We start from the raw sequence: 17,830 nt of genomic DNA, 5'->3' as shown, positions 1-17,830 counted from the left end.
CCACGCTCAGGGCACCACGCCCAGCTCCGAGAGCTGCGCGCAGCGATCTTGGCCGAGGTCCGTGGTCATCGCAGGCGCCACCTGAATGTCCAGGGCCCCCTGCCCCGCAGACCACGGCGCCCAGTCCTCGCCCGGCGCGCCCTCGCGGACGAAGCGTCCCCAGGCGTCGAGCATGACGGCCGACACCGCCTCGTCGTCCGCCGTCGCCTCGGCGTCGTAGGCCAGCGTGTCGAGGTTGCCGAACTCGTAGGGCAGCTCGATCGCGTGAAAGGCCCCGTACTGGCCGCCTTCACCGGTCAGCGTGTGCGAGAAGCGATAGACGTAGCGCGGCGCAGGGGCGGCGTCGGCCATGGCCAGCGCGCCACAGACGAAGGTCTGGTCGCCCAGGAGCGCCGCCATGGCGCGGCTCGGATCGCCAAATTCCTCGACCGAATAGATCGCCATGATCGCCTCGCTCAGGCCCGGATAGATCGCCTCGAGCAGGACGGCGTAGACGGCCTCGCTCTCGATCGGGATGTACTCGGGCAAGGTCCCGGCCTCCTCGGCCGTGAAGCCGATCATCAGCGGCACGGCCGGGCTCTCGCCGTTGGCGATGCGCTCGAAGGGCTGCTCGGGGATCAGCTCGCCGTCGAGGAAGGGTCCGCCAGCGGAGAGATCACCGAGCCCCGCGATCGCCCCCTGCGCCGAGATGATCGCCTCGGACGTGACGCCACGCAGGCACGCCAGCGGCTCTTCGGCCGCGCCACAGCCCAGCGTCTCGAGCAGGTCCGCCCCCAGGGCCAGAGGATCCATGTCTGGGTTGGCGTCCCCCGGGCTCACACGATCGCGGGCGTCACCACCACTTTGGATGATCGCCCCCTGGTAGAGGCCGTCGGCCCGCGGGGAGCCGAGCAGATTGAGCACGGACTCCCCGCCCGCCGACTGACCCGCGATCGTCACGCGCCCCGGATCACCGCCGAACGCCGCGATGTTGGCCTGCACCCACTCGAGCGCCGCGATCTGATCGAGCATGCCAAAGTTCCCCGTCCCCGACTCGGCGAGCAGCTCGGGCGTCGCCAGGAAGCCCAACGAGCCGAGTCGATAGTTGATCGTGACCACGACGACATCTTGGGTCTTGGCCAAGGTCGCGCCGTCGTAAATCGGATCGCTCCCTGCACCGATCAGGAACGCCCCGCCGTGGATCCAGACCATGACCGGCAGGTCTTCTCCGCCCTCGGGGGCCCACACGTTGAGATAGAGGCAATCCTCGTCACCCACGAAGACCTCCGTGTCCCCGCTCGTGTCCAGCTGTGGACAGACCGAAGCGAAGGTCTTGGCGACCAGCGGGTCGCTCCAGCCCGGGTGCGCCTCGGTCGGGGCGAAGCGCAGCGCTCCGACCGGCGCGGCCGCGTAGGGGATGCCCAAGAAGGTGCGCACGCCATCGATGACCTCGCCGCGCACCGGCCCCGACGCCGTCTCGGCCAGCTCGGGCTCGCTATCTTGGCCGTCCCCCGCGCAACCAGTCGCGGAGAGGATGGCCGCCGAAAAGACGACAGTTTGGGATATTATTGTAAATGGGCCCACTTTCATGCTGGAGCATGAAGCACGCTTTCATTGCTCGTGCCAGTGACCTGCACACAATGAGCCCATCTTGCGTTCGTGCTCACAAAGATGCGCCCTCAGTGGCACACGGTAGCCACCTGGCGACCATTGACCTGTATCGACACCAATCTACGGGTTGCGAGCAATTCCCTGCCCTGGTGCCAGAATCGACTCCATCCATTCAACGCACGAATACGGAGACTCACTCGCCGCATCACGATTGTCTGAAACCATGCACAAACAATGAGAGTGGCGCGGAGATTGTTCGCTGCACCCGGGGGCTCAGTGTTCGCGGCGCATGCGCCTGCAACAGTCGGCCAGCGGCATCAGCCCCGCGTTGACGCGGTCGCAGCTGTCCTGACTCCAGCGATCCGCGACCTGACCGAGCTCGTGGGCGTAGTGTGCGATGGCCCAGCGCATGGTCGCGCGGTAGTCCCCGAGGCTGCACGACTCGTCGCGGGTCCGCAGGTGCTCCCCCGTCTCTCGCTCGAAGTCGTGGCGCAGCGGCTCGATCAGCGAAGACAGGGGCTCCTGCACGAGCGCGCGGATATCGACCCCGAGGTCGTCGGCGCACAAGGTCCGCAGCATGGCGACGACAGCACGCGCACGGTCCGGGTAGACCATGCGAAAGAGCTCGCGCCCGTCCTCACCAAAGAGGCCGTCGAGCACCGCCTTGGCCTGGTGCGCCATCTCGTTGTTGGCCTCGAGCTCGAGCTCTCGCTGCTGCTCGGCGTCGAAGAGCTCGAGGAAGCTCGGGTCGCGGAACATTGTCCAGTAGCTGATGCTCCCGTAGATCAGCGAGGCCAGCGAGTCCGTGCGCGCCTCGAAGGCGACCTCAATGGCCTCTTCTTCCAGCGAGAGCGCCCCGTGATACTCGAGCGCATCGATTCGCGCATCGAGCGCAAAGAGCACCTTCTCGAGGCCGATGACCGCCCGCTCGACGGTCTTGGGGACGGCCTGGAGCCTGACCCGCAGCAGCTCGCGGACGAGCTCGACGTACTCGATCCCCGTCATGTGCGGGATGTCGTAGTAGTAGTGCACCGGAAATCGTGGCTCGAGGTCGTCCACAGCACACCTAGCCTAGGCCCCAACTCTGGCTCGCGCACGCTTGTCTCCCAATGTCGCTCGCTGACGCCGTCCTGCCTGGGCACGCGGCGTCAAAATTCGAAGCCGGCGGTAAAACCTGGCCAGATCCTGATCTGCGCGCCGGCCTGACTCTCGTCGAGGAGCGCTTGCGACCAGCCGTAGCCCGGGCGAAAGCCCGCCTCGCGGCCCACGGGATCGATGAGCATGTTGGCGGTCACGCCTCCCCACAGCGAGAAGTGACGCGCGGGACGATAGGCGACCGACAGGCGCAGCGTGTCCCACAGATAGGGGCGCGAGTCGGTCGACCCAAAGCCCGCGCTGACCATGGACACGGCGTTGTCGAGCTCCAGCGAGAAGCGGCGCCGCCAGACCAGCGGGCCGCCGAGGCCCATGCCAGCGCTCCACGAGGCCGAGTCGTCGCCGCCGAAGGGGTGGATGCCGGCCGTCAAGAAGGTGTAGCTCCGCCGCGCGCGAAAGCGCAGGGCCAAGTTGAGCAGCTGCACGTCGCTGGTCCACAGGTCGAACCACACCCCGCCCTGACGCGTGTAGGGGATCAGCCCGATGGACACGTCGGCCTCGTCGGCGACGTTGATCAGGCCGAACTGAAGGCCTGCGAGCTCGCCCTTTGTCACGTTGATGACCCCAAACTGCACGCCCCGGCCCGCATCGGCCACGCTGACCACCCCGGCTTGCACCCCGCCGAAGCCCTCGAGGGCCACGGCGACGACGCCGAACTGGATCCCCTGGAGGCCGGCCTGAGCGAGGGCGAGGCCGACGCTCGTCTGCAGCCCGTAGACCGGCCCGCGCGAGGACACGAAGCCGGCCGCGGCCTGGATCCCGCGCACGCGGTCTCGCGTCCAGGCGGCGGCGACCCCCGCCTGGATGCCATCGACGGCCGCGGCGCTCGTCGCCAGCACACCAAAGGAGAGGTTGTTGAGCACCGGGCCGCGGGCGCCGGCGTTGAGCTCGGCGCCCGGGGTCACGCCGATGTTGAAGGGCACCCGCGTGTAGCCACCGGGCGGCGGCGAGGGCATCGCCAAACCGCGCGGCTCGTCCTTGGGCGGGCCGCCGCGCAGGCGCGTGGACTCGAGGGGGATGTCCTCGAGGCCCTCGAGCTCCAAGGTCGCCGTCTTGCCGCTGCGCACCGCGACCTCCGCCCGGTGCAGGGCGCGGCCGTCGTCGATGGTCACCGTGTAGTTGCCCGGCTCGAGGGCCAAGCTGACCGCCGCCGTGCCCTTGGGCTTGAGCAGCTCGGCGGCGAGCTGCCCGCGACGGTCGCGAACATAGACCCGCCCGCTGAGCCCGGCCGCGAGCGCCAAGCTGGCCGAGGTCTTGCGCAGATCCGTCATCACGAGGTCGCCGGTCCCCGCCAGGTGGATGTCGTAGGCGGCGTGCTGCGGGCCGCCGAGGCTGGCCTGCGTGCTCGCCAGGGTCTCGTCGAAGGCGAAGCGATAGGCCTCGTCGAGGGTGACCAGGCGATCACCGTCGGCGTCGGCGGCCCCGCGCAGGCCGGTGACGAAGAAGTGGGTGAAGAACGAGCCACCCACGCGATCGCTCTCCTGCGCGGCCTCGTCGGCGGAGCTCGAGGTCAAGAAGGCGTGACCGCGGACCTCGGCCGCGCTGCCCGCCAAAAAGGGCGCCTGCTTGCGACCGCCCTTTTGTCGGGTGAAGGCGCCGCTCGAGCACGAGTCGAGGATCGCAATGCGGACGTCGGCGGGCACGCGATCGATGGCCGCGCGCAGCGACTTGTAGTCGAGGTGCACGCCGCCGAGGAGCAGGCCGGTCTCGTCGCTGTGGCCCGAGTAGTAAAAGACGAACTGCACGCGCTCACCGGCCGCGCTGGCCTGGCGCACGATCTTGGCGACCTCCGCGAAGGCGCGCTCGAGGTCCGCGGGGCCGGGCTCCTCGAGGACCAGGCGGTCGCTCGAGCGCAGGCCGCCGAGATCCCCGAGCACCTTGGCGAGGCTCTGGGCGTCGCTGGCCGCGTAGAGCAGGCGATCGCGCTCGCCTCCGCCGTCGTTGGCGGACACGAGCAGCGCGACGCGACGGACCTTGGTGGGCTCCCCTGCCCGCGCCGGGCCTGCGCCGAGCCCGATCAGAGCGACGACGACGAGGCCGACGAGCCCGACGAGGACGGTCATCGAACTGGCGAAGAAGCTGACGAAGGCGCGCGGGGCCACGCGCCGATCGACGCCTCCACCAGCACGCCCACCGGCACCCCCCCCGGCACCCCCCCCGGCACAGCGACGCTCCCACGCCGCGTGCCCGGGCGTCCTGCCCGTCAACGCGCCGCCCCTTCGCCCTCGGCGGGCACGGGCTCCAGCTGCCCGCCGACCTGCTCCTGCGCGGCCTTGCGCAAGACCAGCGAAGACTGACGCCAACCCGCACCGGCCAGGGGCAGCGGCTCGCTCCGCGCACGCCGAGGATCACCCGCGATGCGCTCGGCCGCCGCGATCACCTCGTCGGCGCTGAGCTTGCGATCGCCCTCGCGGGTGACGAGGACGAAGCGCTCGTAGCCCGGGGCGTCGTCGAGGAGATAGGACTCGCCCAGGGGAATCTCGCGGCCCGCCTGCAGGCGCGTGTCTCCGCTGGCGACGCTGGGGTGATGCAAGGTCACCACGCCCGCGCCGTCGATGGAGAGGATCACGCCTCGGCGCGCCCCCGCGGGGACATAGCTGAGCTGGAGCAGGTCGCCCGCGCGCACCGCCTCGCCCTCGCCGAGGCGCTCGTGCCCCGCCTCGGTCTTGCGATCGACGACCAGGTGGGCCGAGGCCCCGCCCTTGATCCGGGTGGTCTCCCCTTCCGCGCCGGCCCCCACGTCCTCGGCGACCGCGATCAGCTGGCCGCTCGCATCGTCACCGGCGTCACCGCCCCAGTCGGGGACGAGCCACAAGAGCAGCGCGGCCGCAGCCAGGGCGGGCGTGAGGGTCGCGCCGATCCACAGCCCTCGCCGGGACGATCCACGCCCGCGGCTTCGGCCAGATTCGGACTCGGACTCGGCAAGCCGGGCCAGGCGTCGCTCGATCTCCGCGGCCACGCGCTCGGGCGGATGCTCCCCGAGGATCTCGGCGTCCTCGGCCGCCAGCGCAGCGAGGGTCTCGTCCGCGCCCTCGGAGCCCGCGTCGAGGCGCGCGCGCACGGCCGCCGCCTGGGCCTCGTCGAGCTCCCCCAAGGCCAGCTGCTCGACGAGCAGCGCCGGCACCTCGCGGCGGTCCGCGTCGCTCACGACGGCTCCTGTGTCTGCGAGCCCGACGCTGCGATCGGCTCGGCGATCGCCTCGAGGTTGGCCTTGACCTTGCGCAGGCGCTTGCGGACCCCGGAGACCGACAGGCCCACGGCGTCCGCGACCTCCTGCAAGGTCATGCCGTCGTGGAGGTGGAGCACCGCGATGGTCGCGGTGCTCACCGGCTCCCGGCCCAGCGCGCGATCCAGCAGCGAGCGCGCGGCGATGCGCTCTTCTTGCGCGCCCCCCGTGGCGTCGACGATCTGCCCGAGGAGATCGCTGCTCGCGTCCTCGGGCCGGCGCCTGCGCGAGCGCAGGCGGTTGAGGCAGATGTTGGTCGCCATGCGGTACAGCAAGCTCGACATCCCGCGATCCTCGAGGCGGTCCTGGCTGCGCAGCAGCTGGACGAACACGTCCTGCATCGCGTCGGTGGCCTGTTGTTCGTCGCGCAACATGGATCGGCAGCGTCGTAGGACCATCGGTCCGTAGCGTCGGTAGGCGGCTTCGACGTTGATTGCCATTCGCCTCGGACGCGCACGGGGTCGAACACCGCAGCGCACCGGGAGTGTCACCCGAATTCCCGCTGGGGCCGACCCCCAATCCTCAGCGCTGCATGCGCACGTCACACATTCACCTCCCCAGAGGCCCGTGGTGGGTTTCACGACGAGCGCCCAGCCTGCCCAGGAATGTGCTTTTCGTGGGAACCTTTCCCTGGCGCCAATCGTCAGCATGCGGGCCGCCACCGCGGCCCCCTCCCCAAGAGCCTCGCCCGTGACCCGCGAAGCCCGCATGAGAATGCTCGACAACCCCTTCTACGTGCTCGAGCTCGATCCCGAGTGTGCCCGCGCCGAGGTCGAGCGGGCCGGCCAGCGGATCTTGGCCATGCTCGAGCTCGGCCTCTCGGGCGCCCAGCGCTACCCCACCCCGGCGGGGCCACAGCCGCGGGACCACGCCAAGGTCCGCGCCGCCATGGCCGAGCTCCGCGATCCCCAGCGACGCCTGCTCCACGAGCTGTGGCTGTGCGCGCCGACCCTCGAGGCCGCGCCGACCCAGCCCCTCGAGCATGATTGCGGCGACCCTCAGGAGAATCCGGGCTTCGCCGACGCACCGCGGGCCCTGGGCTGGAGGCGCTGACGTGGCCATCTTTCCGCTCGTCTTCACCACCATCGCCATCGTCCTCCCCACGATCCTGCACCGCTGGGAGCACGTCGGCGTCTCGCCGCACCTGCCCGCGCGCGAGTGGGCCAAGGGCCTGTGGTCGGTGGTCCTGGCGATCATCCTCAGCTTCGTCGCAGCCCTGTTCGCGCTCTCCGTGGCCCGCGGCAAGCTCGAGCACCTGATCCCCCTGGCGGCGATCACCGTGCTGCTCTTCCCCTGGCCGCTGACCCGCTACGTGCTGATCCCCCTGGGCTGGTGGCGCGCCGCCTCCGGCCTGGCTCAGCTCGCGGGCTGGGTGTGGCGCGGCGACGTGGCCAGCGGCCAGCTCGTCGCGGGGGCCTGGGCCGTGCTGCGCCAGCGCACCCCCGACGTCGCCGCCATCGCCCAGCTCAGCGCCCAGCGTGACGCCCTCGAGCCGCTCGGGGCCACGGGGATCCTCGCCAGCGCCCTGCTCCAGGACGCCGTCGGCGACCGCGAGGCTGCCCGCCAGCTCATGCGCATGGTCGCCAGCTTCGACGACGCCCACCGCCCACCGCTCACGCGCCTGCTCGCCGACGAGTGGCTGATCGCCGACGCGGCCGCGCGCGGAGCCTGGGCCGAGGTCGAGCAGCTCGCCCGCGTCCCCCTGCGCCGCTCTCGGGGCGCCCGGCTGCTCGGGGCCATCGCCGCTCGGCTGATCGGCTACCCGCCCGTGCCCAGCGACGCCGAGCTGATCCTCCGCTGGCTGATCGCCCCCTCGCGGACAAAGACCCTGGCCTCGCTGCGCCAGGCCCTCGCCCAGCCGCGCGCCGAGATCGTGCCCGAGACCCGCCAGCAGCTCACCGCCCCGATCCCCGCCCTCGACGGCCCCGCCCTGCTCGCGGCCCACCGCCGCGCGATCAGCCAGGGCAGCGTGCCCCTCGAGCAGCTCGTCGGCCTGGCCCACGGCTGGGAGCGCATGCTCTGCGACCCTGGCCTGCGCTCGCGCACCGCCAAGCGAGCGCTGGCCCTGCGCGGGGGCGACCCCGACGAGGCCATCGCCCGCCTCGGCCGCGAGATCGAGCTCGATCTCTTCGGCCTGGCCCGCGCCGCCGATCTCCCCCTGGCGCCCCTCGAGCAGGGCCACGCGACCTTGCGCAAGGTCGCCCGCGAGCTTCGCCACGAGCTCCTCGACGACCTCGCGATGCGCTGCGAGGGCGTCGAGGCCCGCGTCGCCGCCCGCCGCCCGCTCCCGCCCCTCGACGAGCTGCGCGAATTCCTGGCCGTGCGCGCCCAGTACGAGCGAACCTGTCGCCTGGGCGGCCCCGAGCTCGTCCGCGTCGCCTTCGCCCAGGTCCACGATCCCCTGTGCACCCTGGCGGTGTGGCTGTGGGACGAGCGGGGCGAGAGCGCCATCGCCAACGCCATGTTCCGCTGGCTCGCCCACGAGGCGACCATCGCGGGCGACGAGGAGGCCGCGGAGCTCCAGCGCCGCAACATGGCCTGCATCGCCAGCTGAGCGCTATTGGGGACAGGGAATGTCGATGCGTGGATCGAGCTCGGGGAACACCCCCGGGCGCGCCGCCGCGAAGTCGTCGGTGACCCACCAGGCCCCGATGTCGGCCAGGGCGTTGCCCGCCAGATCCACCACGCGCGGCGACTGGCCCTCGCTGTAGTGCAGGTGGATCGCCGCCGGGATGTCCAGCGCGGCCGCCTCGGCCAGGCCCGCGCACAGATCCGCCTCCACCGGATAGCTCAAGATCAGCCGCAGCTCGTCTTCGCCCTCGCCACGCTCGATCGCCGCGACCGTCGTGTCCACGTGCCGCGGCAGCCGCTGACTGATCAGCGCGTCCTGGGCCGGCAAGCCCTCGGGGAAGTGGTGCGAGACGTCGTAGTAGACCGACAGCGTCTCACCTTGATAGTCCACGACGAGGCCCGCCCCCAGGCGAAAGTGCGACGCAGGGTCGACATCGGCGACTGGACCGATCGGCTCCGAAAAGCGCAGCAAGAGCGTGCTGGTGTCCTCGAAGTAGGCGTCCTCGAGCGTCGGCGGCGTGGCCTCTGCGGCCTCGCAGCTCCCGAGCAGGGGTGAGAGGCCGCAGCACGCGACGAGGCCTGCGTGGAGCGGCTTGGGCACGTGGGGAGTAGAGCACAGCTCGCCGACCCGAGTCTCGGATTTTGAAATGAGGGCTCAGCGCGAGCGGAAGCCGCTGCAGGAGCTGGTGATCTCGATCGAGCGGTTCCCCGAAGACGCCGAGTAGCTCGAGATCCCGTTGCCGCTGCCGTCGACGATCCACAGCATGTCGCCCTCGCGCATCGAGTAGTTCGTGCGGCTGTTGGCGCTCAGCGAGGTGCTCTTGCCGCTCCCAAAGCGCGGGTTGTCGCCAAAGAAGAGCCGCACGGTCTGCGAGCAGCCGTTGTAGAGAGACACGGAGATCGGCCCGGAGGGCGCCGAGCTGCCGCCGCTGCTCGAGCCGCCTCCCCCGCCCCAGCTGTCGCCGCTGCTCCCCCAGCTGCCGCCGCTGCTCCCGTAGCCGTCGTCGTACTCGCCGGCCTCGATCGCCGCCGCGCGAGCCTCCGCCGCCGCGGCACGGGCTGCCGCGCGCTCCTCCTCCAGCTTCGCCCACTCCTCGGGGTAGTGGTCCTTGAACCACGTCGTGGCGATGGCGATGAAATTGGCATGAAGCGCCTGCTCCTCTTCGGTGCTCCAGCCATCGACGATGTTGCAATTATCGATATAGGCCACGCGCAGCGAGGGCTCTGGGGCCTTGTCGCCGTCCAGATCGGCGTACTCGGGCTCCTCGAGGTCACTGAGCAGATCCGCCCCGGCCCGACAGGCGTTGGCGAACAAGGCCCCGGCCTGCTTGGAGCCGAGGGTCTGGCCGCACTCTGCGACGAGGACGGCGAACTCCTCCGAGAACGCTTCTTCAGTATATTCGACGCCGTAGGTCTCCGTCATGCTGACCAACACCCGACCCAGAGCCCGCTCGCTCTCGCGGCACCCGCCGCCAAGCGCGGTCGCGTAGAAGTCGGCCTTGACCACGAGCGGGCGGCTCTCGTCCTCGGGCAGCGCGACCGGGCGCATGTCCGCCCAGGCCGCGAGCGCCTCGTCGATCCGCTCGCGGCGGGAGAAGCCGTCGAGTTCGTCTGGGAGCTTCTTGGGCGCCTTGCCGACCTCCTGGCGCGCCAGGTAGTCGCGGTACTCCCAGTCGAAACGCCACAGATCGCGCAGATAGGCGGTCATGGCCGCCACGTCGCCACCCGACAGGGCGACCTGGCGCTCGGCGTCGAGCTCTCTACGCTTCGCCGTTGGGGTCTGGGTCGTGTTGAAGTCGGCCCAATTGTCTTTGTGCAGACAGCCACCGAAGAACAATAGGCCGGTCACCGCCGCGGCGGTCATGGTCGCGCTACGCATGGACGCACGCTAGCAATCGCGCCTCGACCTGACAATCACTTTGCTTTGACGTCGGCCTGGCGACTGTGCGACGGTCCGCTCGTGAGCACCATCTTTAGAACAGTCGCCACCTTGGCGAGCACGGGACTCGCCCTGCTGACGGGCTGCGGGTCACCGGATTGCTCGGTCGAGATGCCCCTGTCTGGCTCGATCGAAGGCGTCGTCGCCTATGCGTCCAGAGGCGACGATTTTTGCCAGCAGACTCGCTTCTCCGCTGACGGCATCATCGCCTTGGAGCTCTACCGCGAGCTGTCGGTGGGCTTCACCGGCGTCGAGTCGCTGCAGGTCAACCTCATGGCCAGCGAGCTGTCCAAGGGCGTCTTTCCGGCCCTGGTCAGCTTCCCCGAGGGCTCGCGGACCTTCACCACGCCGGGCTACGACTGCACGTTGACGGTCACCGAATTCGAGACCGAGAACTGGACAGTGACCGACTTCGTGGTCTTCACGGGCGTGCTCCAATGCCCCGATCCGGTGCCGATGGTCGCCGGCTCCGCCGAGGTCACCCTGGCGCCGACGCTGGTGGAAGGACGGATGCTCGATGAAGAGGCGTGAGCGGCGTGAGCGGCAACCCAAGGCCGCGGGCCTGGTCGCGCTGACGGTGGCGGCATCGCTCGTGGCGCTGCCCGCCCGCGCGGCACCAGGGAGCGCCGCCACACAGACCGACGACATCGACGACGCCGACGACCTCGAAGCCGAAGCCGGCTCCGACACCGACGAGGGCGCGGGCGCTGGCGGTCCGGGCGGCGTCTACGACGAGCCCGTCGACTACGGTTGGGACGGCAGCAAGGATCCCCAGCCCCCCGACAGCGGCCCCGTGGTCGACATCGAGGTCTACAACAGCCTGCGGCCGGTGTTCTTGGTCCGCGAAGACGGCGAGAGCACGGAGGTCTGCGAGGCCCCCTGCGGACGGCGGATCGGCGATCCCAGCGGCCAATTCGTGCTCCAGGGGCCAGGCCGCAGGACCTCCAAGCCCTTCAGCCTGGGCGCCGAGGACTCCCTGCACCTCGATGTGCGCGGCGGAAACCCCAAACATCGCAGCTTGGGCATCGCGCTCTTCCCCATCGCCGGGGTCGCGGCGATCATCTTGGTCGTCGTCCCCTTCCGCGTGAACATGCCGATCGGCGCCGGCGTCGCGATGTGGTCGACGGCGGGCCTGGTCGCGCTCGGCGGCGTGGCCGGAGGCATGACCTTGCTGCGCTTCAGCACCACCCAAGTCGCGGTCGGACCCAGCTAGTGTGCGCGGCAGAGGACTTGAAGGGTCTCAGGCGCCGGACCGCCGGTTGCTGACGAGGCGCGAGGAGGGAGTTTGTCGGGCACAAATGACTGACGAGCAACGAAGTCAGCGGCCGGTGCTCCAAGCCTGGGGCCCTTCAAGTCCTCTGCCGCGCACACTAGTAAGAGCCCAGCCGCTCAAAAGGGCTGGTTGAAGGTCACGTTGATGCTGAAGGGCGGCAGCAGCTTCTCCGCGTCCTCGGCGGGCCGCCCCTGCGAGGTCGCCAGGTAGTCGGGGAAGGTCTCGCCGAGGCAGACCTGCCCCGTGCGCCGACCGATCGGCACCGAGGCGTCGACGCGGAAGAACTGCGGGGTCACGCCGAGGATCTGCATGCGCGCGCTCAGGCCGTAGCCCACGTAGCCGTACCAGCTCCCCCGCCCAAACCAGCCGTCGAGGCCCTCGCAGCTCGACAGCGTGGCCGTCCCGCCAAAGAGCGCGCCGCCGATGGTCCGCAGCCACAGCAAGTTGAGCAGCGGCAGGCGCAGGTCGTCGACGATCACGTGGCGATACTCGACGGCGGCGAGGGCCACCCCCTGACCAAAGAGCTCGTTGCCGGTGAAGCCGGTCAGCCCGCCGATGCCGCCGGCGCGGTTGAGGGTGCGAAACTCGGGGTCCGAGAACAGCGGGATGACGATCGAGGTGTCGAGGCGGGTGGCGAGGACGTGGTGGTGCGCCAGCGGCCACAGCTGCGTCCAGCCGGCGTCGAGGTCCAGGGAGTAGCGGTGGTCCGAGGCCCCGCCGGTGCGGATGGTCTGTGAGCTCGAGATCCCGGCGGTCAGCACGTGGCCGCGCTCGGGCCACAGCGTGAAGCGCCGCGTGTCCTTGGTCAGGCGCACGGTCTCGGTCAGGCGCACGCCGCCCTCGGTGTCGAGGCCGCTGCGGTTGAGCCACGAGACGCTGGCCGAGGTCCGCAGGCGCAGCTGTCGGCGCTGACGGTTGCGCTTCTTGCCAAAGTAGTAGTTGAGCGAGGCGCTCCCGCCGACGTTGGTCTCGCGATCCGTGAAGATCAGGAAGTTGGCGGTCTTGCGCAGGTCTCGCTGCAAGCTGGCCTCGAAGGCCAGGAACGCGGTCACGGCGTTGATCCGCGTCTGCGGCGGGGTGCCCTGGGCGAAGAACTCCGAGGCGGCCAGGGACAGGCCCACGCCGGTGTACAAAAAGCGCGACTTGGCCGGGGTCCGGTCGTTGAACAGCGGGTCGTTGTTGTCGCCACGATTGTTGCGACCCACGGGGCTGCGCGAGCTCTGACGCAGGCGCCGGCGCGGATCGAGGCGGACGACCTCGACCCGCTGCTGAGTCTCGATCACGAAGGTGTGGCGGTGCCAGCGGGGCTGCTCGAGCAGGCCCTCGCCGGGCTCGGCCTCGCCGTTCCAGACCAGGTAGTGGTCCTGGCCGCCGCGCTCGACGAGGTAGACCTGCACGGGCTCGACGAGCGGCCGGTCGGCGTCGCGGATGATGTCGATCTCGGTGCGCCAGCGCCCCGTGGGCAGCTCGATGTGGCGGACGTCGCCGATCGCGTAGTCGACCTCCGGGTAGGGCCCGAGCCACTGGTCGAAGAACCACCCCAGCTCGCGGCCCCAGGCCCGCTCGGCGACGCGCTCGTAGTCGTCCTCTGGCGCGGCGACGAGGTCGGCGTAGAAGCGGGCGATGGCGCCCTCGCCCGCGAGGTCGAGGAATTTCTCGTGGATCCGCCGGCCCGTGGGCAGCTCGTTGGCGAAGTAGAGCGGGTGGTAGCGCACCGGCATCTCGTCTTCGCTGCCGCGGAAGTAGGCCGAGGAGAACGCGGCCTGGCCGGTGTACAAGAAGCGATCGATGGCCGGGACGAAGGTGAAGGAAGCCAGCAGATCGGCGGCGTACTCGTCCCGGAGGTCGCGCTGGCGCTGCCACAGCTGGGCGAGCGCGACCCCGAGGGCGCTGGGCAGCCAGACCTCGGTGGACGCGCCCTGGCGCCCGGCGAAGTGGCCGTAGGCGAGCAGGTCACCGACGCTGCGCGCGACCATCAGATCGTGGAACTTGGCCAGGCGCTTGGTGGCGAGCAGCTCGAGGTACTGATCGCTGACCGTGACCACGGTCGGGTGGAATTGGGCCACGTCGGTGCGCACCGGACCCTGAACGACGACGAGCTCGCTGCCCGGGGGCGGCTCGATGCCCAGGGCCCCGGCCAGGTCGATGTTCTCCTGGGCGATCGCCAGCACGTGGCCGGCGACGTCGCGGATCGGGTTGAGCAGGGCCTCGTCGGGGTAGCGGTCGCCGGGTCGGCGCTCGAGGTGGAGCACGCGGATCCGGACCCCGCGATGCCACAGCTCGTCGTGCTTCCAGTTTGGGCCCCAGAACACCGAGGGGTAGGCGATCGCCGCCCGCGGATCCGTGGCCTCGCCGGCGGCGAAGAGCTCCTGGCCGCCGAGGCCGTCGCGCTGCTCCTTGGTGGGCGTGGTCCCCGGGACCCAGTCCGGCACGGCGCCAAAGCGCAGCGACTCGATCTCCCAGCGGGCCGGCGCGATCACCCTCCCCTCCGCCGGGAGCCACACGCCGCCCTGCGCCGCCTCGCTGGGCAAGGGCGCGAGGGCCCCCGACAAGCTACAGTGGCGCCACACGCAGCCCAGCGGCCAGTAGCGGTGGGGGACCTCCACGCTGTACTCCAAGGTGATCGCGTGGGCGCCCGCGGGCAGCTCGACCACGAGGTCGCGGCGCGAGCCCTCGCGGCGATAGCTCAGCGTCTGACCGTCGCCGTCGACGGCCCGATGCACGCGGGTCCGCGCGCGCTCTGCAGGGCCGGCGATGTAGGTCGACAGCGCGATCTCGTCGACGTCCTTCGGCGCCCCCGACATGAACTCGGCGAAGTCGAGGAGCACCAGGCGATCACCGGCCCGCGCCGGCTCGCGCAGCTCGTAGGTCACGCGGCCGTCGACCTCGGCGCGCCGCCGGGGGATCCGCCTGCGCTCGGGGGGTCGATCGCCGCCGCGCCAGACCTCGAGGGCGAGCTTGACCGCCGCGACCTCGACCTCGCGGCCGCCCTCGGCTCGCGCCCTCGGTGACACGGCGGTGTCGCGACCCGCGTGCGCGTCGGCTTCGGACCCCGCTTCGGCCTGATCGACCTCTCCCGGCGCGGCCGAGACCGGCGCGCTCATCAGCACGAGCGCGGCCACGATGGCGCGCCACAGCGCCGACGCCCAAGCCTTCGCGCGGGACTCGTCGAGGCACGCCAAGCGGCCGGGATGGGGCGAGTGCTCGAGACCCGCGCTGCGCTCGTCGATGCTCAAGGTGAGGCTCGCCCGCAGAGCTTAACGCGGGTGTCGCTTCGCGTCGCCTCCGCCGAGTGCGCGAGCTCGAGAAACACAGGGCTGGGTTCGCGGCGCCTGTCCTCGTGGCATCGATGACCACCCCCCTGTGATCCTTCAAAAAAAATGCGACCCCGCATAAATCCCCGAATTCGTGGCTTCAAGGCGAATTTGGAGGCTCCCCCGTCGACTCGCCGGGTGCCCGGCGAGGCGCCCGAGGCCCTCGCTGGGCACTTGCCCAGGCTGAGCACCGGAGCAATTTTTCAGGCCGCTCGCGGGCTTCGTTCGCGGGCGTCCGCCCCCGGTCCCCGGGGCCGGACGCGCCAACGAAATTCGACACCATTGGTTTGACAGCACCATCGCTACGTAAGACGCTATTTACATGCGCCGTCTGTCCGTGCACTTGCTGGCTCCGAGCATTGCCGCTAGCGCTCTGTCGCTGTTGCCGGCCTCGAGCTTCGCCGCTCCGCCCTCGCTGCCTGCGGGCGGAGAGGAGGACGCGGGGGTCGAAGATGAAGCCGGCGGCGACGAGATGTTGACCGCCGACGGTCAGCCCATGCCCACGGGCACCGAGCCCGCCGGACCCGGCGAGGACGTGGTCAGCGACGACGCGGGCGACGAGCTCGGTGCGGAGGCCGACGCGGACGCAGACTTCGACGCGGGCTTCGACGCGAGCGCCGACGGTGAGCTCGCGGCGAGCTTCGACGATGGTGCAGATGCGGATGCCGATGCAGGTGCCGACGCGAGCGGCGAGATCAGCATGGGGGCCATGGGCGCGGGCTCGAGCGACAACGGCCCCGGCATGGTCATGGGCCGCCGCGAGCCGACGATGAACTCGCTGCGCGGCCCCATCGGCCTGGCCTACACCTCGCTGGCCGACGTCGGCGAGAAGTACAGCGTCCGCATCCGCCTGCACACGGACTTCTTCGTCAAGAACAATTTCTTTTGCTGCGAGGGCAGCGAAGACGGCGATCGCCACGCTCGCATGCGCGGCGCGGTCAACCTCGGCTTCACCTTCACCGAGTGGACCGAGGTCTACTTCGCGATCAACAGCTCCTCGAACCGCAACACCCGCGACCAGGGCGGCCGCGAGGATCCGCCCACGGTCTTCGCCCTCGGCGACATGCAGTTCGGCGTCAAGGGGGCCTACCGCTTCCTCAACGGCGGCGTCGGCCTCGGCGGCCAGGTCGGCATGGGGCTGATCGCCGGCAGCGAGCGCCTGCGGACCTCGCGGGTCAACTTCGACATCGCGATGATCCTCAGCGCCGACCTGCGCTACCTGACCGAAAAAGAGATCCCGCTGCGCTTCACGGGCAACGTCGGCTGGACCCTCGACAACTCGATCAAGCTCACCGACTGGGGTGCGATCGACGACGAGCTGTCCCGCGAGGTCCTGCGCTTCTCGAGCGGCGCCAACCAAAGCCGGGTCAACACCAAGCTGGCCATCGACGCGCCGATCCGCCTGGGCAAGGACAAGCAGTACGGCATCGATCCCTTCCTCGAGTACAACTGGGACATCGCCACCTACAAAGAGGAGGACTTCGTCGAGCTCACCGAGCAGTACGGCGCCTCCCCGCTCCAGCGCTCCCAGGCGTGGCTGACCATCGGCCTGCGCGCCAACGTCTACAGCGGCCTGTTCCTCGACGCGGCCGTCGACGTCGGCACGACCTCGCCGAGCTACGAGTTCGGGCCGCCGGTCCCGCCCTACCAGGTCATCCTCGGCCTCGGCTGGAGCATCGATCCCAAGCCGCGCGTCAAGGAGGTCCCGGTCCCCGTCGAGGACCCCAACGCCGTGGGCGATCCGGTGCTCGAGGGTCGGATCCTCGGCCGCGTCGCCGACCTCGAGGGCAACGCGATCGCCGGGGCCAAGGTCAGCTTCCCGGGCCTGGCCAGCAACGTGATCCTCACCGACGCGGCCGGCATGTTCACCAGCTACCGCTTCCCCGAGGGGCCGGTGACGATCAGCGTCGAGCTCCCCGACGGCAGCGTGGTCGAGCAGACCGCCGACGTACGCACCGGCGAGGACGCCCAGGTCGACGTGCTCGTCGACGCCTCGGCGGCCGCCGGCGAGGACCCGGTGTTCTACGGGACCTTCACCAAGGCCGACGGCAGCGCGCAGCTGGTCAGCGTGGCCGTCGACGGCATGGGCATCCAGGAGTCCTTCTCCTCCGACGAGGCCGGCCAGATCGCCCTGGCGCTGCCCGAGGGCGAGTACACCCTCACCATCAGCGGCGAGGGCCTCGAGCCCCAGACCTTCAGCTTCACGCAGACCGCCGAGGGCCACACCATGACCCAGACCCTCGCGGCCGGTGGCGCGGCCGCGGGCGCTGAGGCCGTCGCGCCGGCCGCCGAGACCCCGCTGGTCTCGGGCAACAAGTACCGGCTGCGCCTCAAGAAGTCGATCCGCTACAACGGCAACGACCTCAACGAGGAGAAGAGCGCCGAGGTCCTCGACCAGCTCGCCGCCTACATGCTCGGGCACCCCGAGTACGGCAAGATCGAGATCCGCGTGCACACCGACGACCGCGGCAACCCCAACTCGCGCAGCCAATCGCGCGCCGACGCGGTGGTCGACTACCTGACCAAGAAGGGCGTGCCCGCGAGCCGCCTCGAGGCCAAGGGCTGGGGCGCCAAGGACCCCGTCGCCGTCAACATCACCTCCGACGGGCGGCGCAAGAACAACCGCACCGAGGTCAAGGTCCGCGACTACGACGAGAGCAAGGCGCCGGCCGGCGAGTAGCGCTCTCCCCTGCCCTTGCGGCAAGCAAAAAGCGGCGGCCCTCCGAGGACCGCCGCTTTTCTTTTTACTGGCGCCGCGTTTC

Annotated in this window: 13 protein-coding genes; 5 read left to right on the top strand and 8 right to left on the bottom strand. The window is 70.4% G+C overall.

The features are described from left to right. Positions 1 to 6: 6 nt before the first annotated feature. The 5 genes from G6O69_RS28120 to G6O69_RS28100 all read right to left on the bottom strand — a co-directional run bounded on the left by G6O69_RS28120 (position 7) and on the right by G6O69_RS28100 (position 6,411). Positions 7 to 1,569, bottom strand: coding sequence for a carboxylesterase family protein (locus G6O69_RS28120; RefSeq protein WP_172306562.1), 1,563 nt, complete (start codon positions 1,567 to 1,569; stop codon positions 7 to 9). Between the two features lie 294 nt (positions 1,570 to 1,863). Continuing rightward, on the bottom strand, positions 1,864 to 2,649 hold the full coding sequence (locus tag G6O69_RS28115) for a hypothetical protein (protein WP_172306561.1): 786 nt from the start codon (positions 2,647 to 2,649) through the stop codon (positions 1,864 to 1,866). Positions 2,650 to 2,738: 89 nt separating this feature from the next. Continuing rightward, entirely contained in the window at positions 2,739 to 4,847 is a 2,109-nt protein-coding gene (locus G6O69_RS28110; RefSeq protein ID WP_172306560.1) for a caspase family protein, read from the bottom strand. 101 nt (positions 4,848 to 4,948) lie between these two features. Next, positions 4,949 to 5,893, bottom strand: a complete 945-nt coding sequence (locus G6O69_RS28105; protein WP_172306559.1) for a hypothetical protein — start codon at positions 5,891 to 5,893, stop codon at positions 4,949 to 4,951. Further along, the gene (locus G6O69_RS28100; RefSeq protein ID WP_172306558.1) at positions 5,890 to 6,411 is read right to left on the bottom strand and encodes a sigma-70 family RNA polymerase sigma factor; all 522 of its coding nucleotides are present in this window, start codon (positions 6,409 to 6,411) and stop codon (positions 5,890 to 5,892) included. The genes G6O69_RS28105 and G6O69_RS28100 overlap by 4 nt, the downstream gene beginning before the upstream one ends. A gap of 250 nt (positions 6,412 to 6,661) precedes the next feature. Between G6O69_RS28100 and G6O69_RS28095 the strand changes: the two genes are divergently transcribed. Together G6O69_RS28095 and G6O69_RS28090 are read left to right on the top strand one after the other, a co-directional pair. Further along, the gene (locus G6O69_RS28095; protein ID WP_172306557.1) at positions 6,662 to 7,024 is read left to right on the top strand and encodes a hypothetical protein; all 363 of its coding nucleotides are present in this window, start codon (positions 6,662 to 6,664) and stop codon (positions 7,022 to 7,024) included. A 1-nt stretch (position 7,025) separates the two neighbouring features. Continuing rightward, positions 7,026 to 8,525 carry a hypothetical protein gene (locus G6O69_RS28090; RefSeq protein ID WP_172306556.1) on the top strand — a complete coding sequence of 500 codons (1,500 nt, stop codon included), beginning with the start codon at positions 7,026 to 7,028 and terminating at the stop codon, positions 8,523 to 8,525. 3 nt (positions 8,526 to 8,528) lie between these two features. Here the strand turns inward: G6O69_RS28090 and G6O69_RS28085 are convergent, their stop codons facing one another. Together G6O69_RS28085 and G6O69_RS28080 are read right to left on the bottom strand one after the other, a co-directional pair. Next, positions 8,529 to 9,143, bottom strand: coding sequence for a hypothetical protein (locus G6O69_RS28085; RefSeq protein WP_172306555.1), 615 nt, complete (start codon positions 9,141 to 9,143; stop codon positions 8,529 to 8,531). A gap of 54 nt (positions 9,144 to 9,197) precedes the next feature. Beyond that, positions 9,198 to 10,421 (bottom strand): hypothetical protein, encoded by a 1,224-nt coding sequence (locus G6O69_RS28080; RefSeq protein WP_172306554.1) that lies wholly within the window; start codon positions 10,419 to 10,421, stop codon positions 9,198 to 9,200. An 81-nt stretch (positions 10,422 to 10,502) separates the two neighbouring features. Between G6O69_RS28080 and G6O69_RS28075 the strand changes: the two genes are divergently transcribed. Further along, positions 10,503 to 11,012 (top strand): hypothetical protein, encoded by a 510-nt coding sequence (locus tag G6O69_RS28075; RefSeq protein WP_176397132.1) that lies wholly within the window; start codon positions 10,503 to 10,505, stop codon positions 11,010 to 11,012. Then, entirely contained in the window at positions 10,999 to 11,694 is a 696-nt protein-coding gene (locus tag G6O69_RS28070) for a hypothetical protein (protein ID WP_172306552.1), read from the top strand. Before G6O69_RS28075 ends, G6O69_RS28070 begins: the two co-directional genes overlap by 14 nt. Before the next feature lie 176 nt (positions 11,695 to 11,870). Here the strand turns inward: G6O69_RS28070 and G6O69_RS28065 are convergent, their stop codons facing one another. Then, a complete protein-coding gene (locus tag G6O69_RS28065; protein ID WP_172306551.1) occupies positions 11,871 to 14,990 on the bottom strand; it encodes a hypothetical protein in 3,120 nt (1,039 codons plus the stop codon). Between the two features lie 400 nt (positions 14,991 to 15,390). Here G6O69_RS28065 and G6O69_RS28060 point away from each other — a divergent pair, with 400 nt between their 5' ends. Beyond that, positions 15,391 to 17,748 carry an OmpA family protein gene (locus G6O69_RS28060; RefSeq protein ID WP_176397131.1) on the top strand — a complete coding sequence of 786 codons (2,358 nt, stop codon included), beginning with the start codon at positions 15,391 to 15,393 and terminating at the stop codon, positions 17,746 to 17,748. Positions 17,749 to 17,830 lie beyond the last annotated feature (82 nt).

Source organism: Pseudenhygromyxa sp. WMMC2535, from assembly GCF_011083025.2.
Note: the sequence above shows the minus strand (reverse complement) of the source record. Positions and strands in the feature narration are given on the sequence as shown.